This window comes from Microlunatus parietis (genome assembly GCF_013407955.1).
In the GTDB taxonomy this organism is placed as follows: domain Bacteria; phylum Actinomycetota; class Actinomycetes; order Propionibacteriales; family Propionibacteriaceae; genus Microlunatus; species Microlunatus parietis.
This window is the reverse complement of record NZ_JACCBU010000001.1, coordinates 2,566,125-2,588,423: the sequence shown is the minus strand read 5'-3', so window position 1 is coordinate 2,588,423 and position 22,299 is coordinate 2,566,125. Positions and strand designations below refer to the sequence as shown.

Sequence of the window (22,299 nt, the reverse complement as noted above, 5' to 3'; positions counted from 1 at the left end):
GAGCGGATTGCGGACGTTCGGCGTCCGGTTCGAGAAGCCGAGAGGACTTCTATTCCATGGTGAGCAGCCCGCCGAGTGGGACGTCGACGAAGCGGGCGCCGGGGACCAACCGAAGTTGATCTTGGCTCAGCCGCCGGCCCTGGCAGTCCTGGACGGTCGCGACGACGTCGCGCTGGTCCGGGCTGATCAGCGCGACGGATAGACGAGGTCCGGGCGGGACGGCATGAAGCGGCCGTGCTGCGGCACGTCGGCGTGCTCGGTGACGAAGCCCAGCCAGAACCGCACCGCGGCCAGCTGCTCCGGGCTCTGCTCGGTGAGGTCGACCGAGATCTGCGGTACGGCGAACAGCGAGTTGATCAACTGCACCGCGACCTGCTCCGGCCGCTCGGACGGAGGCCACATCATCATGTCGGCGTGGACGGCCAGCGGGCCGGCGATCAGCCGAAGATCGACGGTGCGCTGCCGGTTGTGCGCCGGGCTGAGCGGGCAGTCGCCGGACCTGATCATGGTCGCGTGGCGCCACAGCCCGGGGCTCACGTACGGCTGCCGCAGTTCGATGATCGGCGCCTTGCCGCTGGCCTGCAGTCGATCATGGAGTTCGGCGAGCAGCCGGTCGACGCCCTCGGTGACGGTGGCGCAGTCGGCCTCCGGCCCGGCCGGCGGCGGGTCCTCGACGGCGAACTGGTCGATGAAGTCGATCTTGAGCCCGTCCATGCCTCACTCGGTCACCGCCCGGCCCAGCCGCTCCGTGATCATGGTCCGGATGGCCGGATAGCGGGGATCGACCACGCCGGCGTCCAGGTGCTCCCGGGTGTCGCGGTGTGCTCCACCCAGAACCCGAACTCGCCGGTCTCCTCGATCGCCCCGGACCGGAGCCGGACCGGGGCGACGACCTCGGCGACCGCGACCGTGCAGAGGGCCCGGTCGCCGGTTCCGATCAGTGCCGACCGGCGCGCCCTTCGCCAGCGCCGAGGTCCGCGGACTGCGCCAGTACGGCGGCAGGCCGCGATCGCTACCGTCCGGGCTCCAGTAGGCGACCACGTCGGTGGCCGGCAGCTGCCAGGCCGCCCGGATCGCGGTCTCGTCGTGCGGTTACCAAGGCTGGGCGTCGGTCATCGCCGTCCTCGTGGCCGAATTAGTTTCCAAGGTTACGAAATTCGCTCGCCGTTCGGAAGGCTTAAGGTCGGGGGGAGAGCTCACCGGTAGCGCCCACTCCGACCACGCGAGGTGGATTTCCGTGAACGATCATGCCGCTCAGCACCAGCCCGCCGATCTGGCCGGGCTGGCCACCGACCTGCTGGCCCAGGCCGGTTCGGCTACGGCCCGCCGGGCGTCCCGGACGTTGATCTCCGGCGCGGCCCAGCGGGCGACGCTGACCGTCCTGCTCAAGGACGCCGAACTGGGCGAGCATTTCGCGCCGCCCGCCGCGTCGCTGCAGGTGATCAGCGGCGAGGTGGAACTGTGCGTCGGCGAGCGGCGCCAGCCGATCCGGGCCGGTGAACTGGTCGCCGTACCGCGGCAGCGGCACGGCCTGCGGGCGCTCACCGACGCGGCGATTCTGCTCACCGTCGCCGTCGACTGAGGCCGTGTCGCACGCGTCGGAACCCGGCGCGGCTCAACCGGCGGCGGAGACGGCGATCAGGACGGCTGCGACGACGGCGAACGGTACGGTCACGCAGCCGAGGATGATCGTCCGGGCCCAGCGCGACGAGAACGTGTCGATCCTGGCCCGGCCGGGATCGGCCGGGGGCACCAGCACCGTCACGTCGCCCAGGGCCGGCGGCGAGCTGGTCCGCCAGGTCGAGGTCAGCCGGTGCTCCTGGCCGTCGGGTCCGAGGAAGGTGAAGATCGGGCTGTAGAGTCGCCTCCGGCGGCCCGAGTCGCGGTCGCGGGACAGCCGGGACTCGGCGCCGACGATCCGACCGGGCACCCGGACCGCCACCGACAGGAACTGCCTGGTGCGGACGAACACCACGATCGTCACGACGAGCAGGGCGATGGCGCACAGTGTCATCGCGAGGGTCACGATCATGAGTCCGGGCATGGCTGTCGACACTATCGGCAGGCCGGCGCGGGCGACCCTCCGGTCGTCGTTGCGGCCGGATTTGCCCTCACCGGACGACTCTGCCAAGATTGTCGGGTTGCTCCGACGGGGTCGCCGGGGTGCATTGCGCTGCCAGGGGGAGCGTGAGCACCGAACCGTGAGACCTCAAGGCCCGATCCGATTGGGTCGGCGCGTCGACCATCCCGGCTAGGCAGGGTTTAGCCATGCTGTGCCGGGTGCGGACGACACGCCCGACCTCGGGGGTCGGAGCACGGTGGCAGAACCCAAGCCGGTTAGTACGACAGTAAGGACGATGACGTGGCGGGACAGAAGATCCGCATCAGGCTCAAGGCCTATGACCACGAGGTGATCGACTCCTCGGCGCGCAAGATCGTCGACACGGTGACCCGTACGGGGGCCAAGGTTGCCGGCCCGGTGCCGCTGCCGACCGAGAAGAACGTGTTCTGCGTGATCCGTTCTCCGCACAAGTACAAGGACAGCCGGGAGCACTTCGAGATGCGCACCCACAAGCGGCTGATCGACATCATCGATCCCACCCCGAAGACGGTCGACTCGCTGATGCGGCTCGATCTCCCGGCCGGTGTCGACATCGAGATCAAGCTCTAAGGACTGCAACCGATGACCGCCATGAATGCAGAACGCAAGGTGAAGGGCCTGCTGGGCACCAAGCTCGGCATGACCCAGCTCTGGGACGAGAACAACCGTGTCGTACCGGTGACCGTGATCCAGGCCGGACCCTGTGTCGTCACCCAGGTCCGCACCGCTGAGTCCGACGGCTACTCCGCCGTCCAGCTGGGCTTCGGCGCCGTCAAGGCCAAGCAGGTCACCAAGCCGTCCGCCGGTCACTTCGACCGCGCCGGCGTGACCCCGCGCAAGCACCTGGTCGAGATCCGCACCACCGACGCCGGCGAGTACACCCTCGGTCAAGAACTGACCGCCGAGGTGTTCGCCAGCGGCGAGGTGCTGGACGTGACCGGCGTCAGCAAGGGCAAGGGCACCGCCGGTGTCATGAAGCGGCACGGCTTCGGCGGCCTGCGGGCCAGCCACGGTGTGCACCGCAAGCACCGCGCGCCCGGCTCCATCGGTGGCTGCGCGACCCCCGGTCGCGTGTTCAAGGGCCTGAAGATGGCCGGCCGGATGGGTGCCGAGCGGGTCACCGTGCAGAACCTCACCGTCCATTCGATCGACACCGAGCGCGGCCTGATCCTCATCGAGGGCGCGATTCCGGGCGCGAAGGGCGGCCTCGTCGTCCTGCGCACCGCCACCAAGAAGGCCGGCCAGGAAGGTGGTGCGGCATGACCGCCGTGCAGAACGAGACCAAGACGATCGACGTGCTCGACGCGTCGGGCGCCAAGGCCGGCTCGGCCGAGCTGCCCGCGGAGCTGTTCGACGTCACCGCCAACATCCCGCTGATCCACCAGGTCGTCACCGCGCAGCTGGCGGCGGCCCGGCAGGGCACCCACGCGACCAAGGGTCGCGGCGAGGTTCGCGGCGGCGGTGCGAAGCCGTACCGGCAGAAGGGCACCGGACGCGCCCGGCAGGGTTCGATCCGGGCCCCGCAGTACACGGGTGGCGGCATCGTGCACGGCCCGCAGCCGCGCAACTATGCCCAGCGGACCCCGAAGAAGATGATCGCCGCCGCGCTGCGCGGGGCGCTCTCGGACCGGGCCCGCGGCGGCCGCGTCCACGTGGTCAGCGAGCTGGTCACCGGCGAGACCCCGTCCACCAAGACGGCCCTCGCCGCGCTGGCCAAGGTCGCCGGGGCCGACCGGGTCCTCGTGGTGCTGCACCGCGACGACGACCTGTCCTGGCTGAGCCTGCGCAACGCGCCGGCGGTGCACGCCCTCGCGGTGGATCAGCTGAACGCGTACGACGTGCTGGTCAACGACGCGGTCGTCTTCACCTCGGCCGCGCTGGCCGCCTATGTCGGCCGCACCTCCGGTGCCGCCGAGGCCGCCGACAGCCAGCCGTACGGTGACGGGTCCTACGTCGGCGACAACCCGCCGGCCGGGTACGACATCAAGGGCAACGAGGACTCCAAGAAGTTCCACACGCCCGAGTCGTCGCACTACAAGCGCACGGTCGCCGAGGTGTGGTTCAACAGCGTCGAGGCCGCTGAGGCCGCAGGCTTCGCTCCGACCAAGGGCGACACCGGAGCCAAGGAGGAGTCCGAATGAGCAACCCTGTGAAGTACCGCGATCATCGCGACATCCTGCTCGCTCCTGTGGTGAGCGAGAAGAGCTACGGCCTGCTGGACGAGAACAAATACACGTTCCAGGTCGCGACCGACGCCAACAAGACGGAGATCAAGATCGCCGTCGAGACGGTGTTCAAGGTCAACGTGATCGGCGTGAACACGATCAACCGCAAGGGAAAGCGTCGCCGCACCCGCTTCGGCTGGGGCCGTCGTCCGGACACCAAGCGCGCGATCGTCACCGTCGCCGACGGTGAGCACATCGACATCTTCTCCAGCGCGGTCTGAGCGAGAGGACGAGACGAGACATGGGAATCCGCAAGTACAAGCCGACGACGCCCGGCCGCCGTGGCGGTAGCGTCGCCGACTTCGTCGAACTGACTCGCTCCACCCCGGAGAAGTCGCTGCTCGCGCCGAGCCCGAAGACCGGTGGCCGCAACAACACCGGCCGGATCACCACCCGGCACATCGGCGGCGGCCACAAGCAGTCCTACCGGCTGGTCGACTTCCGGCGGTACGACAAGGACGGTGTCCCGGCCAAGGTCGCTCACATCGAGTACGACCCGAACCGCACCGCCCGGATCGCGCTGCTGCACTATGCCGACGGCGAGAAGCGCTACATCATCGCTCCGCAGGGCCTGAACCAGGGTGCCGCGGTCGAGGCCGGCGAGAGCGCCGACATCAAGCCGGGCAACAACCTGCCGCTGCGCAACATCCCGGTCGGCACCACGGTGCACGCCGTGGAGCTGCGCCCGGGCGGCGGCGCCAAGCTGGGCCGGTCCGCCGGCGCCAGCATCCAGCTGGTCGCCCGCGAGGGCAAGAACGCCACGCTGCGGATGCCGTCCGGCGAGATGCGGATGGTGGACGTCCGCTGCCGCGCCACGGTGGGCGAGGTCGGCAACGCCGAGCAGTCCAACATCAACTGGGGCAAGGCGGGTCGCGCCCGGTGGAAGGGCAAGCGCCCGGTCGTCCGCGGTGTCGCCATGAACCCGGTCGACCACCCGCACGGTGGTGGCGAGGGCAAGACCTCCGGTGGTCGTCACCCGGTGTCCCCCTGGGGCAAGCCGGAAGGCCGGACCCGGAACAAGAACAAGGCGAGCAATCGCCAGATCGTCCGCCGTCGTCGCACCGGCAAGAAGCGCTGATCAGGAGTTTGTGAACAATGCCACGCAGCCTGAAGAAGGGTCCCTTCGTGGACGAGCACTTGGCCAAGAAGGTCGAGGCTCAGAACGCCAAGGGCAGCAAGACCGTGATCAGGACCTGGTCCCGGCGCTCGATGATCGTGCCCGACATGATCGGCCACACCATCGCTGTGCATGACGGACGCAAGCACGTTCCGGTCTTCATCAGCGACTCGATGGTGGGTCACAAGCTGGGCGAGTTCGCGCCGACCCGGACCTTCCGGGGCCACGAGAAGGACGACCGGAAGTCCCGGCGGCGGTAAGAGGAGATTGAATCAATGAGCAACGCAGAGAAGGCCCGGCCGAGCCGCCGCGCCACCCTCCTCGGTGACCGCCCGGGTTCGTACGCGATCGCGAAGCAGGTCCGGATCTCGGCCACCAAGGTGCGCCGGGTCGTCGACCTGGTCCGCGGGCTGCCCGTCGACGAGGCCCTGGCCACGCTGCAGTTCGCGCCGCAGGCCGCGAGCGAGCCGGTGTACAAGGTGGTGGCCAGTGCCGCCGCCAACGCCGAACAGACCGACAACCTGCGCCGCGACGACCTCTACATCTCGCAGGCGTTCGTGGACGAGGGCATGACGATGCGACGCATCCGGGCCCGCGCCAAGGGCAGCGCGAGCAGGATCCTCAAGCGGTCCAGCCACATCACCGTGGTAGTCGAGCCCAAGGAAAGCAAGGAGGCCTGAGGACATGGGTCAGAAGATCAATCCGCACGGCTTCCGGCTGGGCATCTCGACCGACCACAAGAGCCGGTGGTACGCCGACAAGCAGTACGCCGACTACGTGGGCGAGGACGTCAAGATCCGCGAGGCGCTGACCAAGGGCCTGGAGCGGGCCGGCATCTCCTCGGTGGAGATCGAGCGGACCCGTGACCGGGTCCGGGTCGACATCTACACCGCGCGGCCGGGCATCGTCATCGGCCGTAACGGCGCCGAGGCGGAGCGGGTCCGCGGCCAACTGGAGAAGCTGACCGGCAAGCAGGTGCAGCTGAACATCCTCGAGGTGAAGAACACCGAGACCGACGCACAGCTGGTCGCCCAGGGCGTGGCCGAGCAGCTCGCCTCCCGGGTCGCGTTCCGCCGGGCCATGCGCAAGGCGCAGCAGTCCGCGATGCGGGCCGGCGCCAAGGGCATCCGGATCCAGTGCTCGGGTCGTCTCGGCGGCGCCGAGATGAGCCGGTCCGAGTTCTACCGCGAGGGCCAGGTGCCGCTGCACACGCTGCGGGCCGACATCGACTACGGCTTCTTCGAGGCCCGGACGACCTTCGGCCGGATCGGCGTGAAGGTCTGGATCTACAAGGGCGACGTGGCCGGCACCCGTGCCGAGCGCGCCGCGCAGAAGGCCGCCCGTTCCGCCGCCGGTGGCAACCGCCGCCCGGGCCGCGGTCGCGGTGACCGTCCGTCGCGCGCCGATCGCGTGGAGCGGGGCGGCGGCCGTCGCCGCGCCGACGCCGCTACCGAGTCCGCTCCGAGCTCCGCACCGGCCGAGGCTGCCGCGGAGCCCGCGACGACCACCGCAGGACAGGAGGCGTGAGCCATGCTGGTGCCCCGTAAGACGAAGTTCCGCAAGCAGCACCACCCGAAGCGTGGCGGCCAGGCCAAGGGCGGCACGTCCCTGGCCTTCGGCGAGTACGGCATCCAGGCGCTGGAAGGCCACTACGTCACCAACCGGCAGATCGAGTCGGCGCGTATCGCGATGACCCGGCACATCAAGCGTGGCGGCAAGGTGTGGATCAACATCTTCCCGGACCGCCCGCTGACCAAGAAGCCGGCCGAGACCCGGATGGGTTCCGGCAAGGGTTCCCCGGAGTGGTGGATCGCGAACGTCAAGGCCGGCCGGGTCATGTTCGAACTGTCGGGCGTGACCGAGGAAGTGGCCCGCGAGGCCATGCGGCTGGCGATCCACAAGCTGCCGATGAAGGCGCGTTTCATCAAGCGTGAGGGTGGTGACAACTGATGGCGAAGACCACCACCGCAGCGGAGCTGCGCGGCCTGAGCCGCGGTGACCTCGATCAGAAGGTCAAGGAGCTGAAGGAGGAGCTGTTCACGCTCCGCTTCCAGGCCGCGACCGGACAGCTGGAGTCGCACGGCCGGCTGCGTGCGGTCCGCAAGGACATCGCACGGATCTACACCGTGCTGCAGGAGCGGGTGCTCGGCATCGTCGATGACCCGGACCTGGTGAACGAGGACGAGTCGGCCGAGGCCGAGGAGACGGTGAAGGCCTGAGATGAGTGACGTGAACACCGAGAACACCACGGCCGAGGCTCCGACGCGCGGCACGCGCAAGGTCCGCGACGGCTACGTCGTCAGCGACAAGATGGACAAGACCGTCGTCGTCGCCGTCGAGGATCGGGTGAAGCACCGGCTGTACGGCAAGGTGCTCCGCCAGACCGCCCGACTGAAGGCTCATGACGAGGAGAACAGCGCCACCGTCGGCGACCGCGTGCGGATCATGGAGACCCGCCCGCTGTCCGCCACGAAGCGCTGGCGGCTGGTCGCCATCCTCGAAAAGGCCAAGTAACTCCCCGCGTCCGCGGATGTCTGAAAGAAGGAACGGATGATTCAGCAGGAGTCGCGACTGAAGGTCGCCGACAACACCGGTGCCAAGGAGATCTTGTGCATCCGGGTTCTCGGTGGATCCGGTCGCCGCTACGCCGGGATCGGGGACACCATCGTCGCCACGGTGAAGGACGCGATCCCGGGTGGCAACGTGAAGAAGGGCGAGGTCGTCAAGGCGGTCATCGTCCGTACCGTCAAGCAGCGGCGGCGGGCCGACGGCTCCTACATCCGGTTCGACGAGAACGCCGCCGTGATCTTGAAGGCCGACGGAGACCCGCGGGGCACCCGCATCTTCGGTCCGGTCGGCCGCGAACTCCGCGAGAAGCGCTTCATGCGCATCATCTCGCTCGCGCCTGAGGTGATCTGAGAATGGCTGAGAAGAAGACGACGAACCGCGCACAGACCAAGCTGCACGTCATCAAGGGCGACCGGGTGAAGGTCATCGCGGGCAAGGACAAGGGTGCCGTCGGCGAGATCATCGCCGTCGACCCGAACCGGCAGCGGGTGACCGTCTCCGGCGTGAACATCGTCAAGCGGCACCTGCGCGACACGTCCGCGCAGCCGCAGGGCCGGCAGACCACGAAGGGCGGGATCGTCTCCTCGGAGGCTCCGATCCACGCGTCCAACGTGCAGCTGCTGGTCAAGAACGCCGATGGCGACGAGGTCGTCACCCGGGTCGCGTACGAGCGCCAAGAGGTGACCAAGCGTCGCCCGAACGGCGAGGAATACAAGGGCTACCGCAGCGTACGGATCGCGCGGAAGACCGGGGAGGAAATCTGATGAGCGCGACCGCGACCGAGGCCGTCCAGCCGCGGCTGAAGCTGCGCTACCGCGAGGAGATCACCAAGGCGCTGCAGGAGGAGTTCAGCTACGCGAACCCGATGCAGCTGCCCCGGTTGCTCAAGATCGTCGTCAACATGGGCGTCGGCGAGGCGGCCCGGGATTCCAAGCTGATCGACGGCGCGACCCGCGACCTGGCCACGATCACCGGTCAGAAGCCGCAGGTGACCCGGGCCCGGAAGTCGATCGCGCAGTTCAAGCTCCGCGAGGGCATGCCGATCGGCGTCCACGTGACGCTGCGCGGCGACCGGATGTGGGAGTTCGCCGACCGGCTGCTCACCCTGGCGCTGCCGCGGATCCGTGACTTCCGCGGCCTGTCGCCGAAGCAGTTCGACGGCAACGGGAACTACACCTTCGGCCTCACGGAACAGGTCATGTTCCACGAGATCGACCAGGACAAGATCGACCGGGTCCGCGGCATGGACATCACCTTCGTGACCTCGGCCAAGACCGACGACGAGGGGCGGGCGCTGCTGCGGCAGCTCGGGTTCCCGTTCCGGCAGAACTGAAGGAGATAGGCGATGGCGAAGACCGCGCTGCGCGTCAAGCAGGCCCGGAAGCCGAAGTTCGGCGTCCGTGCGTACACCCGCTGCCAGAAGTGCGGCCGGCCCAAGGCCGTGCTCCGCAAGTTCGGGCTGTGCCGGGTGTGCCTGCGTTCGATGGCGCACAAGGGCGAGCTGCCGGGCATCACGAAGTCGTCCTGGTAAGCCGTACCCCTCAACTGACCAACAGCACAGGTCCCCGGCAGTCGCCGCGGGAAACCACGCTGAGAAAGAAAAGATGACGTTATGACGATGACAGATCCGATCGCGGACATGTTGACCCGGTTGCGCAACGCCAACCAGGCCTACTTGGACGCGGCGACGATGCCGCACAGCAAGATCAAGGTGGGGATCGCGGAGATCCTGGTCAGTGAGGGCTACATCGCCTCGTACTCGGTGGAGGACGCCCCGGAGGGCCAGGTCGGCAAGACGCTGACCCTGACCCTGAAGTACGGGCAGAACCGGGAGCGGTCCATCGCCGGCGTGCGGCGGATCTCCAAGCCGGGTCTTCGGGTGTACGCCAAGTCGACCGGGCTGCCCAAGGTGCTCGGCGGTCTGGGCATCGCCATCATCTCGACCTCCGGCGGTCTGATGACCGACCGGCAGGCACACAGCGCGAGCGTGGGTGGGGAAGTCCTCGCCTACGTCTGGTGACGGAACGAGACAGGAAGGAATCGCCATGTCACGCATTGGCAAGCTGCCGATCACCGTTCCGTCCGGCGTCGAGGTGAGCATCGACGGCCAGCAGGTTCAGGTGAAGGGGCCGAAGGGCACCCTGCAGCACAAGGTGGCCGAACCGATCAAGGTCGGCCGGAACGACGAGGGCCAGCTCGAGGTCTCCCGGCCGAACGACGAGCGAGTGAGCAAGTCGCTGCACGGCCTGACCCGGACGCTGGTCAACAACATGGTCACCGGGGTGACCGAAGGCTACGAGAAGAAGCTCGAGATCGTCGGTGTCGGTTACCGGGTGATCTCCAAGGGCCCGGCCGAGCTCGAGTTCGCGCTCGGGTTCAGCCACCCGGTGCACGTGAAGGCGCCGGAGGGCATCACCTTCACCGTCGAGTCGGCGACCAAGTTTGCGGTGCAGGGCATCGACAAGCAGCGGGTCGGCGAGGTCGCAGCCAACATTCGTAAGATCCGCAAGCCGGAGCCCTACAAGGGCAAGGGCGTGCGGTACGCGGGCGAGCACGTCCGCCGCAAGGCTGGAAAGGCTGGTAAGTGATCATGGCTGTTTCGCTGACTCACCGGAAGCACACGGCGAGCAAGACCGCCTCCCGGTTGCGGCGCCAGCTGCGCGTGCGGAAGAAGATCTTCGGCGACCCGGCCCGGCCGCGGCTCGTCGTGACGAAGTCCGCCCGGCACATCTCGGCTCAGGTGATCGACGACACGGTGGGCCGTACGCTCGCGTCGGCGTCGACCATGGAGGCGACCCTGCGGGCCGCCGACGGCGACAAGTCCGAGAAGGCCAAGGAGGTCGGCAAGGCCATCGCCGACCGGGCCAAGGCCGCCGGCGTGACCCAGGTCGTCTTCGACCGGGCCGGCCACAAGTACCACGGTCGCATCGCGGCATTGGCCGACGGTGCCCGCGACGGTGGCCTCGGATTCTGAGACACGACGAGAGTAAGGAAGAGCGATGAGTGCACAGCAGCGCCGCGGTGGCGGCGGCGGTGAGCGTCGCGGTCGGGACGATCGTCGTGGCCAGGCGCAGGACAAGAGCAATTACATCGAGAAGGTCGTAGCGATCAACCGGGTCGCCAAGGTCGTCCAGGGCGGCCGGCGGTTCAGCTTCACCGCGCTGGTCGTCGTCGGTGACGGCGACGGCACCGTCGGTGTCGGCTACGGCAAGGCGAAGGAGGTGCCCGCCGCGATCGCGAAGGGTGTCGAGAACGCCAAGAAGCACTTCTTCAAGGTGCCGCGGATCCAGGGCACCATCCCGCACCCGGTGCAGGGCGAGAAGGCGGCCGGCGTGGTCATGCTGCGCCCGGCGTCGCCCGGTACCGGCGTCATCGCGGGCGGTTCGGCCCGCGCGGTGCTGGAGTGCGCCGGCGTCCACGACGTGCTGGCCAAGTCGCTCGGCTCGGCCAACGCGATCAACGTGGTGCACGCCACCGTCGAGGCCCTCCAGTCGCTGGAGGAGCCGGAGCAGGTGGCGAAGCGGCGCGGCAAGTCGGTCGAGGACGTCACCCCGGCCGCCATCCTGCGGGCCCGGGCGGAGGTGCACGCGTGATGCCGCGCCTCAAGGTGACGCAGGAGAAGTCCGGCATCGGACGTGCCAAGAATCAGCGCGACACGCTCCGTTCGCTGGGGCTGAAGCGCATCGGTGACATCGCCGTCAAGGAAGATCGCCCGGAGATCCGGGGGATGCTCGCCACGGTGACGCATCTGATCAAGGTCGAGGAGGTCGACTGACCATGGCCGAGAAGACTGCAGACAACAAGGCTGCGGCCGAGGAGGCCCAGGTGCAGGGTGGTACGGGTCTGCGGATCCACCACCTGCGCCCAGCCCCCGGGGCCAAGACGCCCAAGACGCGGGTCGGCCGCGGTGAGGGCTCCAAGGGCAAGACCGCGGGGCGCGGCACCAAGGGCACCAAGGCTCGCAACAACATCCGGCCGGGCTTCGAGGGCGGCAACCTGCCGCTGCATCGCAAGATGCCGAAGCTGCGCGGGTTCGTGAACCCGTTCCGGACCGAGTACCAGGTGGTCAACCTGGACCGGCTCAGCGCGCTGTTCCCCGAGGGCGGCACGATCGGCGTCGACGAGCTCGTCGCCGCCGGCGCGGTCCGTCCGGGACGTCCGGTCAAGGTGCTCGGCACCGGCGAGATCTCGGTCGCCGTGCAGGTGAGTGCGCACGCGTTCTCCGGCTCCGCGAAGGACAAGATCGCGGCGGCCGGAGGCTCGGTCACCGAACTGTAGTAGGCGCTCGTACACGTGACTTCGGTGCCGGCCGACCCCTTGATAGGGTCGTCCGGTGCCGTTGTCGGTGTGTTGGCAACGAAGTCGACGCTGAACTGGCGGCGGTGGACAGAGATTGGGAGGGCGAGGGGTGCTCAAAGCGTTCGCGAACGCATTCCGGAGTCCGGATCTGCGGAAGAAGATCCTCTTCACGCTGGGCATCCTGGCGTTGTTCCGGTTGGGTTCGATCATTCCGGTGCCGAACGTCAACGTCGGCCGGGTCGAGTTCTGCAACAACCAGGCGCAGAGCGGTGACCAGGCGGGCATCTACTCGCTGATCAACCTGTTCTCCGGCGGAGCCCTGCTCCAGCTGGCGATCTTCGCCCTCGGCATCATGCCGTACATCACGGCCAGCATCATTCTGCAGCTGCTCACGGTGGTCATTCCCCGGCTCGAGGCGCTGAAGAAGGAAGGCCAGTCGGGCCAGACGAAGATCACCCAGTACACCCGGTACCTGACCCTGGTGCTGGCGCTGCTGAACTCCACCGCCTTCGTCACGCTGGCGGCGAACGACCAACTGTTCCCGGGCTGTAGCGGCATCCTCTACGCGACGCCGACCAGCGACCCGGACGGCTACATCTTCCCGATCGTCGTGATGATCCTGACCATGACGGCGGGCACCTCGATCATCATGTGGATGGGCGAGCTGATCACCGAGCGGGGTGTCGGCAACGGCATGTCGGTGATGATCTTCACCCAGGTCGCCGCCGTGATCCCGACCGCGCTCTGGGGCCTGCGGCTCACCAAGGGCTGGGTCACCTTCCTGGTCGTCATCGCGGTCGGCCTGGTGATCATGGCCGCGGTCGTGTTCGTCGAGCAGTCGCAGCGCCGGATCCCGGTGCAGTACGCCAAGCGGATGGTCGGCACTCGGGTGTTCGGCGGTACGTCGACGTACATCCCGATCAAGGTGAACCAGGCCGGCATCATCCCGGTCATCTTCGCGTCGTCGCTGCTCTACCTGCCGACGCTGTACGCCCAGTTCCGGCCGAACTCGCCGGAGTCGGAGTGGATCACCGCCAACTTCGTCCGCGGCGACCATCCGGTCTACCTGATCACGTTCTTCCTGCTGATCATCTTCTTCGCCTACTTCTACGTGTCGATCACCTTCAATCCCGAAGAAGTGTCGGACAACATGAAGAAGTACGGCGGGTTCATCCCGGGCATCCGGGCCGGCAAGCCGACGGAGAACTATCTCCGGCACGTGTTGTCCCGGCTGATGTTCCCCGGATCCCTCTATCTGGGCCTGATCGCCCTCATCCCTTCTGCGGCGTTTATCCTTTTCGAGGCCAACCAGAACTTCCCGTTCGGTGGAACCTCGCTTCTGATCATCGTCGGCGTTGGACTGGACACGGTGAAGCAGATCGAGAGCCAGCTCCAGCAGCGCAATTATGAAGGGTTCCTACGCTGATGCGTTTGTTGATCATGGGCCCGCCCGGGGCGGGCAAGGGGACTCAGTCGAAGCGGATCGCCGAGCACTACGGGATCCCCGCGATCTCCACCGGCGACGCCTTCCGGGCCGAGGTCCAGGCCGAGACGTCGCTCGGTCGCCAGGTGAAGCCGATCCTGGATGCGGGCGGCTACGTCGACGACGAGCTGACCAACCAGATCGTGGCGCACCGGCTGGAACAGCCCGACGTCGATCCCGGCTTCCTGCTGGACGGCTACCCGCGCACGATGCCGCAGGTGGCGGCGCTGGACCAGATGCTGAACGACCACGGCCGAGCCCTGGACGCCGTCCTGGCGCTCGAGGCCGACCTCGACGAGCTCGTCGCCCGGCTGACCAAGCGGGCCGAGATCGAGGGCCGCTCGGACGATTCCGAGGAAGCCATCCGGATTCGGCAGCAGAAATACATCGACGAGACCGCCCCCCTCCTCGAGGGTTACGCCGAACGGGGCCTGCTGGTCACCGTGAACGGCCTGGGCACCATGGACGAGGTCTCCGAGCGCATCTTCAAGGCCCTCGCCGACCGCGGCTGACACACTCTGCCCCAACCGCACTCGCCTCCCTCCTCATCCGCGACCGTTGTTCGCGTCCGCGACTGTTGCACCGGTCGCGGCTCGGAGGAACGGTCGCGGATCTGGCGGTGCCGGTCAGCGTCCGGACGTCGAAGCCGGCGGGGTCGAGCTGGTGTTTCATGGCATCCGCTCGCCTCGATCCCACGGACACAGCATCGCGGCCGTGGCCCTCGACCCCGACAAATCACCGCCGAGTGGACCATTTGACCGGCAAATCAAGAGCCGAAAACGGGGTCAAGGGGTCCGCTCGATGACCTAACCTCCTGACTCAGGGCCGAGAGCGTTCGGCCAGGGACCAGACTTGGGTGCTGCAACCCCAGGACAGTGTGACGCCGCTGCCACCGTGGCCGTAGTTGTGGATGATCACCGCCCCGTCGCGTCCCTCGGGCCCGAGCCGGAGTTGGGGCCGGGTCGGGCGGAGGCCGACTCGGTGCTCCCGGATCACTGCGCCCCTCAGCCGTGGCTCGACCGCCACGCAACGGTCCAGGATTGCCGTCGCGATACGGTCGTCGGGCTCCCGCGATGCGCTTCCGGGGAGGGCCGTGCCGCCGAGAACGACGTGGTCCCGCTGCGGATGTGCGGCAGGTCGGGCGACGCCCCGGTCTCCTCACTGAAGAACTCCTCGATCCGCGGCGTCGGCTGGACGACGACGAGGTCTCCCCGCATCGCTGTGATCGTCGGATCCTCGGCGAGTCGATCATCGGGGCGGTGAACCGCCAGCCCGTCACGAACCCCGTCGGGCGATTCCGACCCGGCACAAAGCTCGAAGTTCGGCAGCAGGTTGGCCCAATCCGGCGGCTCGAGCAGCTCCCGTCCCGCCTCGACGCCACCGGCCAGGGAGACTCCGGTGCTCGGCGAGAGCGGTGAAGGCGCTGAGCGAGGTCTGGCTGAACCGCCGGATCAGGTCGCGCGGCTCGGTCGGATACGGGGCCCACAGCGCACCGGCCGCGGCCGAGGTGGCGCGGTCGGGCGGTTTGGTGGCCCAGACCGTGACCCGAGGGTGTCGCGAAAGCTCCACAACTCGACCGGTTCAACGCTGTAACGGGCTCCAGCGGTCGAGCTGTGGAGCTTCTGCGACAGTCAGCCCTTGAGCGCTCCGCTGGTCAGGCCCTTCATGATCTGGCGGTTCAGGATCACGAACAGGACGAGCAGGCCGAAGACATTGATGCAGATGCCGGCGAAGAGCGGGCCGTAGTTGACCTGGCCGTACTCGCCGCTGAAGTTGAGCAGGCCGGCCTGGATCGGGCGCAGGTCGGGGTTGGTGGTGAAGGTCAGGGCGATCAGCAGGTCGTTCCAGATCCGGAGGAACTGCACCAGGCCGATGGTGAACAGGGAGTTGCGGACCATCGGCAGGCCGATCGCGAAGAACGAGCGGAGCATGCTGGCGCCGTCGATGGTGGCTGCCTCGAACACCTCGCGCGGGATGGCCCGGAAGTAGGCGGCCATCAGGAACACGGTGAGCGGCATGCCGAGCCCGGTGTAGGTGATGATCATCGGCCAGTAGGTGCCGCTGATGCCGAGTTTGAAGTACGCCATGAAGAGCGGGATCAAGATCATCTGGCCGGGGATCATGATGCCGGAGACGAACAGCAGCAGGGTCAGGTTGCGGCCGCGCCAGCGCATGATCTCGATCGCGAACGCGGCGCCGACGCCGAACAGCAGGGTCAGCGTCAGCGAGGGCGCGGTGACGATCGCCGAGTTGAGGAAGTTGCGGGCGATGTTGCCGGTGGTCCAGGCCTGGACGTAGTTGTCGACGTTGAGCGACTCCGGCAGCGCGAACGTCGACTCCTGGATGAACTCGCGCTGGGTCTTGAACGAGCTGAGGAACAGCCAGAGCACCGGATAGATGCCGATGATCATCAGGACGGCGATGCCGAGCCAGGCCGGGATCGCGGTCTTGAGCCGGCGGGCGGTGATCGTTCGGCGGCGCCGGGCCGGCGGGCGCCGGGCCGCCGCCGGTACGGCCGGCCGGTCGAGATCGAGAGCGGTCATGATCAGGCCTCCGTCCGGTCTTTGCGGGCCGGGCCGAAGATCACCAGCGTGACCACCAGACACATCACCGTGAGCACCACGGCCAGCGTCGATCCGTACCCGTAGTCCTGGAAGGTGAATGTCGTCTTGTACATGTAGAGCGTCAGCGGCTGGGTCGACGTCCCGGGACCGCCGTTGGTCAGGGCGAACACCGAGTCGAACACCTTCAGCGTGCCGTTGAAGCTGAAGATCACCGCCGACAGCAGCACCGGCGCCGACAGCGGCAGGATGATCCGGCGGACCAGCTGCCAGCCGTTCGCGCCGTCGAGCCGGGCCGACTCGAGCAACTCCTCCGGGATGTCCAGCAGGCCGGCGTAGAGCAGCACCGCGAAGAAGCCCATCGAGCCCCAGAGTTCCATGATCACGATCACCAGGAACGAGGTGTCCGGCTGGCTGAGCCAGTCGATCGAGGAGATCCCGAACAAATTGAGGGCGGCGTTGACCGGCCCGGTCTGCGGCGCCACCTCAAACAGCCGGGTGAACAACAGTGCGACCGCGACCGTCGGCAGCACGGTGGGGAAGAAGATGATCGCGCGGACGAAGGCGGATGATCTTCTGAGAACGAAGACATAGAACAGCGCCAGCAGATAGCCGAGCAGCACCTGGCCGACCGTCATCACCACCGAGTACTTCAGACTGAACAAGATCGCATTGCCGAGCTCGACGTCACTGAACAGGGCGACGAAGTTGCCCAGGCCGATGAAGTCGAAGCCGCGCATGTTGCCCTCGAAGAAGGACAACCCGAACGACCAGATCACCGGCACCAGCTTGACCAGGGTGTAGCAGAGCAGCGCCGGTCCGAGCAGGATCAGCACGGTCTTCTTGTCGGCGAGGACGGAGTTCATCTGCCTCAGCGCTTCTTCGCCAGGTCCTCGTCCACGGCAGCCTGTACGGTCTCGGCGAACTGGGCCGCCGTCATCCCGCCGGTCACCAGCGGCACCGCGCTCTCGCCGGCCGCGGCACCGGCGCGCTGCCCGAGCGGCTGCTCGAACCAGGTCAGGGTGTCGGAGGTGCTGTTGATGATCTTCTGGATGTCCGCGGTCAGCGGCGGTACGTCCTCGACCGGCTGGTTGGTCTTGAAACCGGAGATCACGCCCTGGTTGTTCATCGCGCTGGAGCCGAAGTGCTCCGCGATGCAGGTCAGCCAGCCGCCGACCTTCTCGTTGTAGAGCTTGGTCGACAGCGCGGTCGGTGCGCCGGTGTTGGCCGGGTACTGATCGATGCTGCCCGCGCCGCCCTCGACCGCCGGGAACGGCATGAAGCCGATCGCCTCGGGACCGAGCTTGTTCAGCTCCGGATCGTTGATGCTGGCCAGCATCCAGCTGCCGTTGTACATCATCCCGGCCTCGCCGGTGAGCAGCTGGTTGGTCGCGGTCTGGATGTCCATCGTCGCGGTGCCCGGGCCGAGATACTTCTCCAACTGGGCGACCTGCTCGATGCCCGCCACGTACTGCGGGTCGGTGAGCTTCGCCTTGCCCTCGCCGACGTCCTTCATCGCGTTCGGGCCGATCGAGCGGAACAGGTAGTTGCCGACCCAGCGCAGGATCGTCCAGGCCTGATCACCGGACACCACGACGGCCTGCTTGCCGGAGTTCTTGATCTTGTCGGAGGCGGCGATCAGGTCGCCCCACGTCTTGGGCTCCTCGATGCCGAGATCGGCGAACATCTTTCGGTTGTAGAAGATCCCCTCGATGTTGAACTGGTACGGCAGCGACGCGAACCGGCCGCCGTAGATGTTCTTCACCGTGGACGCCGCGGCCGGCAGCACGTCGTCGATCACGCCGAGTTCGGTGAGCTTCTGCTCCAGGTTGAGCGTCACCTCGTCGTCGCCGATGGTGCCACCCGGCTTGAGTTCGGAGGTGGACCCGATGAACATCTCCGGCAGCGCGTCCTGGCTCGCCAGCAACGTGATCCGCTGGTTTACGTCGCCCTGCGGCAGGGATTCGATCTTGAGCGGCATCGCCTCCTGCTGGGCGGCACACTCCTTCTCCGAGAGCCGGGTGATCTCGTCGCGGATCTGCGAACCCTCGTTGGCCGCCAGATAGTCGAACGTCTCGCCGCCGCTCGCCGTACCTCCTCCACCGCCACAGGCGACCAGCGAGAAGATCGCCGCCCCCGAGGCGAGCGCGAGGCCGATCCTCCGCGGGCGCGTCGCCATCAACGTTGAAGACACTGTTCCTCCTTGAATGGTGTGCGTCGTCGTTAGTGAATATATACGCGGCGACGCATTTTCATGCCTTCTCACGGTATGGCGCGTGCGCGCACCGTGTCAAGGAGGGTTCCGGGCCTTCGGCGGTTAGCTGGGCTAAGTGATCGGCGGCCGAGGGCGACGGACTGCGCGGGTTGGGATTCCGGCACCCCGTGGCGGCACTATGCTCCCCGGATGAGCGCGTCGATCGCGAGGCAGGGGACCGAACTCCGGCTGGCGGTGTTCCGGCTGGCCAGGCGGCTGCGATTGGAGAAGTCGGACGGGGAGCTGAGCGACACCCAGTTCGGTGTCCTTGCCGTGCTCAATCGGCACGGGCCGCACACCCTGTCGGCGCTGGCCGAGCGGGAACGGGTCACCGCCCCCTCGATGAACCGGACCGTCAACTACCTGCAGGAGCGAGGCTATCTGCGCCGCGATGCCGACGCCGAGGACCGCCGCCGCTCGAACATCATGATCACCGACGCCGGCGCCGCGGTGGTCCGGGAGACCATTGCCAAGCGCGACGCCTGGCTCACCTCCCGGATCCGCAAGCTCCCCGCCGACCAGCGCGCCGTCCTCGTCCAGGCGGCCGAGATCCTTGATCGATTGGCGACCGAATAGGATCATCCGCACCCTTCCGCCTTGCTCAGGGAGCGTTGTGGCTCAGGAGGTGCAGGACCCAGTCCTCCTCATCGGGTGCGCTGAACTCCTGGCGGCCGGCGGGGAGTTCGAACGTGCCGTGGCTCTCGCCGGTGCGCGGGTTGAACCATTCGGCGCGGCCGGCTGGGGTGGCCAGCGAGGCCGTACCGCCGCAGGGGAAGTAGAGCAGGTATTCCTCGTCCTCGGCGGCCAGGCAGTAGACAAGATCATCGGCGGTGTCGAGCAGTCGGTCGTTCGGCCGCATCCGCCAGAACCGGACGCCGCGGGACTCGACGAACTCGACCTGCCGCCGGATGTCGGCGTAGATCGGCGGCACCCCGGCCAGGCCGAACTTGACGGTCTCGCCCAGCTGGCCGTCGACGACGGTCGGGTAGTGCCGGTCGCAGCGTCCCATCGCGTAGCCGGCGGTGAGCGCGATCCAGTAGAGCCGCCGCTCCGCGTCGTAGCGGCCGTTGTTGCCGGCGGTCATCTCGCCGATCACCACCGGCCGGCCGAACTTCCACATCAGTTCGCCGAACGCGTTCATCGCGCGATACCAGTCCCGTTGATCATCCTTCGGGTAGTTGCGCGGGTCCTGGGTGACGATGAAGTTGTTGTACGCCGACGTCACCATCAGCTCCTGCCGGCCGGCGTCGCCGAACGACTTGAGCCGGCCGTACGGATCCCGCCGGTTCAGGTAGTCCGCCCAGTAGGAGTACCAAGCGGCGGGGATGGCCGGGTCGATGAAGGCCTGCGGCAGTCGCTCGTCGTTGATCTTGGCCAGGTTGCCGTTCTCCGAGCCGAGCGACCAGATCACGTTCCAGAAGGCGCCGTAGCGGGCCCAGGTGTAGCGGACGTAGCGCCGGGTGTGTTCGACGTGGGTCGCGTTGGCCAGGTCGAACATCGCGTTCCAGCCGACGCCGGCCTCGTTGCCCTCCAGCCAGCCGCCGTTGGCCACGTTGACCGGGTGGTGGTCCCACTCCCGCGGCCGGACCACCGAGTTGTCGTAGAGCAGTTCCAGGGCGAAGAATATCCCCTTCTCCTTCGCGTACCGCAGTTGTCGATCATGGCGCTGGTAGAAGTCGAGGTTGAACCGGTCCTTGTCGATCTTGTTCGTGGCCGGATCGATCACCTTCCACGGCCAGCGGAACGACGTGTCGGTGATCGTCGACTGGCGGGCGTACAGCTGGCCGATGTCGATGATCAGATTGATCTTGTGCTCGGCCAGGATGTCCAGGTACGTGAGCCAGTCGGACTCGCTGGGCTGCTGGAAGTCGACGTCCTCGAAGGCCAGTTCGCCGTCCCGCTTCCCGGGCGGCGGCTGGTAGGTCGTGGCGGCCGCGACGTTCGCCTTGCGGGAGCGGTTGGCGACGTGCGGATACCAGCCGTCGTTGGCGATGAACGGGTAGCTGCCGTCCTGCCGCTGGAACCAGTTGCCGAACGTCCGGCTCACCTGGATGGCGCCGGCTGAGATCGCCGGGGTGCAGGTGAACTCGCCGGTCGTGATCAACTCCGGGTCACCTGCCTCGGTACGGTACGTCCACGCACCCTCCTCGGTCGGCGCGAACCGCACCCGCCAAACGTGCCGGCCGCCCTCGACGCCGTCGTAGAAGCCGTCCACCCGGTGGTCCTCGCTCGGACCGGAGAAGACGGCCCGGGCGTCCACGTCGAGGAACGGGTTCTGATACTCGGCCGAGGTCGACAGCGTCGCCTCGAACACCTCCCACTTGGCGATCTTCGACATCGGAGTCCTCTCCGGGAATCAGTTAGCAGTGCTAATGAACGAGTCTAGCCGACTATCCATGCAGGTGTGCATAGATCCTAGGGAGTGGAAGGGCCCTCGCTCGCCTGGAGGAAACGCCGGTTGAGGTAGCGCTGCTCGGGGAGGCTGGTGGTCAGCTGGGCGGCCCTGCGGTACGCCTCGGCGGAGGCGGGCAGGTCGCCGGCGCGCTCCAGCAGATGGGCCCGGACGGCGTGGGCCCGGTGATGGCGCTGCATGGCCTTGTCCCGCAACAGTTCGTCGATGATCATCAGGCCCTGTTCCGGACCCAGGGCCTCGCCGACCGCGACGGCCCGGTTCAGCGTCACGGCCGGGCTGGGCGCGACCCGGTCCAGCATCCCGTACAGCAGGCTGATCTCCAGCCAGTCGACGTCGGCGGCGGTCGGCGCCTCGGCCTGCACGGCGGCGATCGCGGCGGACAGCTGGTAGCGGCCGACCGGGCCGCGCGGCAGCACGCTCTCCAGGATCGCCACGCCCTCGGCGATCAAGGCCCGGTCCCACAGCCGGCGGTCCTGCTCGGCCAGCGGGACCAGGTCACCCGCCGCGTCCGTCCGGGCGCCGGCGCGGGCCTGGGTGAGCAGCATCAGCGCCAGAGCACCGGCCACCTCGTCATGATCGGGAAGGGCCGCCCGGAGCTGCCGGGTCAGCCGGATCGCCTCGCTGGTCAGCGTGATGTCCTGCAACGCGTCGCCGCCGCTGCGGGTGTAGCCCTCGTTGAACATCAGGTGGCAGACGTCGAGCACGGCGGCGATCCGGTCCGGCCACTCGTCCGGCCCGGGCAGCTCGAACCGGGCGCCGGCCTCGCGCAGCGTCGCCCGGGCCCGGGTCAGCCGCTGCGCCATGGTCCGGGCCGGCACCAGGTAGGCCGCGGCGATCTGCTCGGTGGACAGGCCGGCCATCGACTGCAGCGTGAGCGCGACCTGGGACGGCCGGCTCAGGCTCGGGTGGCAGCAGAGCAGGATCAGCCGGAGCGTGTCGTCGGCGTCGGAGCCGCGCGGCGCGTCGGCCGCCGGGGCCAGGTCCGCATCACTCGGCCGGGCGGTGCCGACGCTGGTCTCCCGGCCGGCCCGGGCCTGGTCGGACCGGAACCGGTCGATCAGCCGGCGGGACGCGACCCGGATCAGCCAGGCCCGCGGATTGTCCGGTACGCCCTCGGCGGGCCACTGGGCGGCCGCGGCCTCGGCGGCCTCCTGAGCCGCGTCCTCGCAGTCGCCCAGATCCCCGTACCGGCGAAGCAGGGCGGCCAGGACGTGCGGCGACTCCTGCCGCCACACGTCCCCGATCGGCCCTTCGACAGGATCAGGGCGCGGGGACATG

The 22,299-nt window shown here is 68.0% G+C and carries 33 protein-coding genes and 1 pseudogene; 26 read left to right on the top strand and 8 right to left on the bottom strand.

Annotated elements, in window-relative coordinates; all coding sequences use genetic code 11:
- Positions 1-7 precede the first annotated feature (7 nt).
- On the top strand, positions 8-202 hold the full coding sequence (locus tag BKA15_RS12380) for a hypothetical protein (protein WP_179751168.1): 195 nt from the start codon (positions 8-10) through the stop codon (positions 200-202).
- Here BKA15_RS12380 and BKA15_RS12375 read toward each other — a convergent pair.
- On the bottom strand, positions 187-714 hold the full coding sequence (locus BKA15_RS12375) for an alpha-amylase family protein (protein ID WP_179751166.1): 528 nt from the start codon (positions 712-714) through the stop codon (positions 187-189). The two genes, BKA15_RS12380 and BKA15_RS12375, sit on opposite strands and share 16 nt — an antisense overlap.
- 523 nt (positions 715-1,237) lie before the next feature.
- On the opposite strand from BKA15_RS12375, the gene BKA15_RS12370 reads away from it, so the two are divergent.
- The gene (locus tag BKA15_RS12370; RefSeq protein WP_218871251.1) at positions 1,238-1,582 is read left to right on the top strand and encodes a cupin domain-containing protein; all 345 of its coding nucleotides are present in this window, start codon (positions 1,238-1,240) and stop codon (positions 1,580-1,582) included.
- A 33-nt stretch (positions 1,583-1,615) separates the two neighbouring features.
- On the opposite strand, the gene BKA15_RS12365 is transcribed toward BKA15_RS12370, so the two are convergent.
- A complete protein-coding gene (locus tag BKA15_RS12365; protein WP_179751164.1) occupies positions 1,616-2,044 on the bottom strand; it encodes a DUF3592 domain-containing protein in 429 nt (142 codons plus the stop codon).
- A gap of 318 nt (positions 2,045-2,362) precedes the next feature.
- Between BKA15_RS12365 and rpsJ the strand changes: the two genes are divergently transcribed.
- The 23 genes from rpsJ (at position 2,363) to BKA15_RS12250 (ending at position 14,305) form a co-directional block, all read left to right on the top strand.
- Entirely contained in the window at positions 2,363-2,671 is a 309-nt protein-coding gene (gene rpsJ, locus BKA15_RS12360; protein WP_012923688.1) for a 30S ribosomal protein S10, read from the top strand.
- 21 nt (positions 2,672-2,692) lie between these two features.
- Positions 2,693-3,364, top strand: coding sequence for a 50S ribosomal protein L3 (gene rplC / locus BKA15_RS12355; protein ID WP_179758417.1), 672 nt, complete (start codon positions 2,693-2,695; stop codon positions 3,362-3,364).
- On the top strand, positions 3,361-4,242 hold the full coding sequence (gene rplD / locus BKA15_RS12350; RefSeq protein ID WP_179751162.1) for a 50S ribosomal protein L4, sunset domain variant: 882 nt from the start codon (positions 3,361-3,363) through the stop codon (positions 4,240-4,242). Before rplC ends, rplD begins: the two co-directional genes overlap by 4 nt.
- Positions 4,239-4,547, top strand: coding sequence for a 50S ribosomal protein L23 (gene rplW, locus BKA15_RS12345; protein ID WP_218871249.1), 309 nt, complete (start codon positions 4,239-4,241; stop codon positions 4,545-4,547). Before rplD ends, rplW begins: the two co-directional genes overlap by 4 nt.
- Before the next feature lie 20 nt (positions 4,548-4,567).
- A complete protein-coding gene (rplB, locus tag BKA15_RS12340) occupies positions 4,568-5,404 on the top strand; it encodes a 50S ribosomal protein L2 (protein WP_179751160.1) in 837 nt (278 codons plus the stop codon).
- Between the two features lie 17 nt (positions 5,405-5,421).
- The gene (gene rpsS / locus BKA15_RS12335; RefSeq protein WP_179751158.1) at positions 5,422-5,703 is read left to right on the top strand and encodes a 30S ribosomal protein S19; all 282 of its coding nucleotides are present in this window, start codon (positions 5,422-5,424) and stop codon (positions 5,701-5,703) included.
- A gap of 15 nt (positions 5,704-5,718) precedes the next feature.
- Positions 5,719-6,123, top strand: coding sequence for a 50S ribosomal protein L22 (gene rplV / locus BKA15_RS12330; protein WP_179751156.1), 405 nt, complete (start codon positions 5,719-5,721; stop codon positions 6,121-6,123).
- Positions 6,124-6,127: 4 nt separating this feature from the next.
- Positions 6,128-6,970, top strand: coding sequence for a 30S ribosomal protein S3 (gene rpsC / locus BKA15_RS12325; RefSeq protein ID WP_179751154.1), 843 nt, complete (start codon positions 6,128-6,130; stop codon positions 6,968-6,970).
- Between the two features lie 3 nt (positions 6,971-6,973).
- Complete coding sequence (gene rplP, locus BKA15_RS12320; RefSeq protein ID WP_179751152.1) at positions 6,974-7,393, top strand: 50S ribosomal protein L16; 420 nt, start codon at positions 6,974-6,976, stop codon at positions 7,391-7,393.
- Positions 7,393-7,662 (top strand): 50S ribosomal protein L29, encoded by a 270-nt coding sequence (gene rpmC / locus BKA15_RS12315; RefSeq protein ID WP_179751149.1) that lies wholly within the window; start codon positions 7,393-7,395, stop codon positions 7,660-7,662. The genes rplP and rpmC overlap by 1 nt, the downstream gene beginning before the upstream one ends.
- Before the next feature lies 1 nt (position 7,663).
- Positions 7,664-7,957, top strand: a complete 294-nt coding sequence (gene rpsQ, locus BKA15_RS12310) for a 30S ribosomal protein S17 (protein WP_179751147.1) — start codon at positions 7,664-7,666, stop codon at positions 7,955-7,957.
- Positions 7,958-7,993: 36 nt separating this feature from the next.
- Positions 7,994-8,362: a 50S ribosomal protein L14 gene (gene rplN / locus BKA15_RS12305; RefSeq protein WP_152361902.1), complete on the top strand. Its 369-nt coding sequence runs from the start codon at positions 7,994-7,996 to the stop codon at positions 8,360-8,362.
- Between the two features lie 2 nt (positions 8,363-8,364).
- Positions 8,365-8,775, top strand: a complete 411-nt coding sequence (rplX, locus tag BKA15_RS12300; RefSeq protein WP_179751145.1) for a 50S ribosomal protein L24 — start codon at positions 8,365-8,367, stop codon at positions 8,773-8,775.
- Entirely contained in the window at positions 8,775-9,344 is a 570-nt protein-coding gene (rplE, locus tag BKA15_RS12295; protein WP_179751143.1) for a 50S ribosomal protein L5, read from the top strand. The genes rplX and rplE overlap by 1 nt, the downstream gene beginning before the upstream one ends.
- Before the next feature lie 12 nt (positions 9,345-9,356).
- The gene (locus tag BKA15_RS12290) at positions 9,357-9,542 is read left to right on the top strand and encodes a type Z 30S ribosomal protein S14 (protein WP_179751141.1); all 186 of its coding nucleotides are present in this window, start codon (positions 9,357-9,359) and stop codon (positions 9,540-9,542) included.
- An 81-nt stretch (positions 9,543-9,623) separates the two neighbouring features.
- Complete coding sequence (gene rpsH / locus BKA15_RS12285) at positions 9,624-10,031, top strand: 30S ribosomal protein S8 (RefSeq protein ID WP_179751139.1); 408 nt, start codon at positions 9,624-9,626, stop codon at positions 10,029-10,031.
- A gap of 25 nt (positions 10,032-10,056) precedes the next feature.
- Positions 10,057-10,599 (top strand): 50S ribosomal protein L6, encoded by a 543-nt coding sequence (gene rplF, locus BKA15_RS12280; RefSeq protein WP_179751137.1) that lies wholly within the window; start codon positions 10,057-10,059, stop codon positions 10,597-10,599.
- Positions 10,600-10,601: 2 nt separating this feature from the next.
- Positions 10,602-10,985, top strand: coding sequence for a 50S ribosomal protein L18 (gene rplR / locus BKA15_RS12275; RefSeq protein ID WP_179751135.1), 384 nt, complete (start codon positions 10,602-10,604; stop codon positions 10,983-10,985).
- A gap of 25 nt (positions 10,986-11,010) precedes the next feature.
- A complete protein-coding gene (rpsE, locus tag BKA15_RS12270; RefSeq protein WP_179751133.1) occupies positions 11,011-11,604 on the top strand; it encodes a 30S ribosomal protein S5 in 594 nt (197 codons plus the stop codon).
- Positions 11,604-11,786, top strand: a complete 183-nt coding sequence (gene rpmD, locus BKA15_RS12265; RefSeq protein WP_179758415.1) for a 50S ribosomal protein L30 — start codon at positions 11,604-11,606, stop codon at positions 11,784-11,786. Before rpsE ends, rpmD begins: the two co-directional genes overlap by 1 nt.
- A gap of 2 nt (positions 11,787-11,788) precedes the next feature.
- Complete coding sequence (gene rplO, locus BKA15_RS12260; RefSeq protein WP_179751131.1) at positions 11,789-12,289, top strand: 50S ribosomal protein L15; 501 nt, start codon at positions 11,789-11,791, stop codon at positions 12,287-12,289.
- Between the two features lie 130 nt (positions 12,290-12,419).
- Positions 12,420-13,736, top strand: coding sequence for a preprotein translocase subunit SecY (secY, locus tag BKA15_RS12255; protein ID WP_179751129.1), 1,317 nt, complete (start codon positions 12,420-12,422; stop codon positions 13,734-13,736).
- The gene (locus BKA15_RS12250) at positions 13,736-14,305 is read left to right on the top strand and encodes an adenylate kinase (RefSeq protein WP_218871245.1); all 570 of its coding nucleotides are present in this window, start codon (positions 13,736-13,738) and stop codon (positions 14,303-14,305) included. Before secY ends, BKA15_RS12250 begins: the two co-directional genes overlap by 1 nt.
- Positions 14,306-14,612: 307 nt before the next feature.
- Here the strand turns inward: BKA15_RS12250 and BKA15_RS37260 are convergent.
- The 4 genes and pseudogenes from BKA15_RS37260 to BKA15_RS12230 form a co-directional block, all read right to left on the bottom strand.
- A pseudogene (locus BKA15_RS37260) lies at positions 14,613-14,906 on the bottom strand (FAD-dependent oxidoreductase); the annotation flags it as partial.
- 518 nt (positions 14,907-15,424) lie between these two features.
- Entirely contained in the window at positions 15,425-16,336 is a 912-nt protein-coding gene (locus tag BKA15_RS12240) for a carbohydrate ABC transporter permease (protein ID WP_179751127.1), read from the bottom strand.
- A 2-nt stretch (positions 16,337-16,338) separates the two neighbouring features.
- A complete protein-coding gene (locus tag BKA15_RS12235; protein WP_179751125.1) occupies positions 16,339-17,220 on the bottom strand; it encodes a carbohydrate ABC transporter permease in 882 nt (293 codons plus the stop codon).
- A gap of 5 nt (positions 17,221-17,225) precedes the next feature.
- Positions 17,226-18,548: an ABC transporter substrate-binding protein gene (locus tag BKA15_RS12230; RefSeq protein WP_179751123.1), complete on the bottom strand. Its 1,323-nt coding sequence runs from the start codon at positions 18,546-18,548 to the stop codon at positions 17,226-17,228.
- Between the two features lie 210 nt (positions 18,549-18,758).
- Here BKA15_RS12230 and BKA15_RS12225 point away from each other — a divergent pair, with 210 nt between their 5' ends.
- Positions 18,759-19,184, top strand: a complete 426-nt coding sequence (locus BKA15_RS12225; RefSeq protein ID WP_179751121.1) for a MarR family winged helix-turn-helix transcriptional regulator — start codon at positions 18,759-18,761, stop codon at positions 19,182-19,184.
- Between the two features lie 25 nt (positions 19,185-19,209).
- Here the strand turns inward: BKA15_RS12225 and BKA15_RS12220 are convergent, their stop codons facing one another.
- Both BKA15_RS12220 and BKA15_RS12215 read right to left on the bottom strand, forming a co-directional pair.
- Positions 19,210-20,946 carry a glycoside hydrolase family 140 protein gene (locus tag BKA15_RS12220; RefSeq protein ID WP_179751119.1) on the bottom strand — a complete coding sequence of 579 codons (1,737 nt, stop codon included), beginning with the start codon at positions 20,944-20,946 and terminating at the stop codon, positions 19,210-19,212.
- 77 nt (positions 20,947-21,023) lie between these two features.
- The gene (locus BKA15_RS12215) at positions 21,024-22,298 is read right to left on the bottom strand and encodes an RNA polymerase sigma factor (RefSeq protein WP_179751117.1); all 1,275 of its coding nucleotides are present in this window, start codon (positions 22,296-22,298) and stop codon (positions 21,024-21,026) included.
- Between the last annotated feature and the right edge of the window lies 1 nt (position 22,299).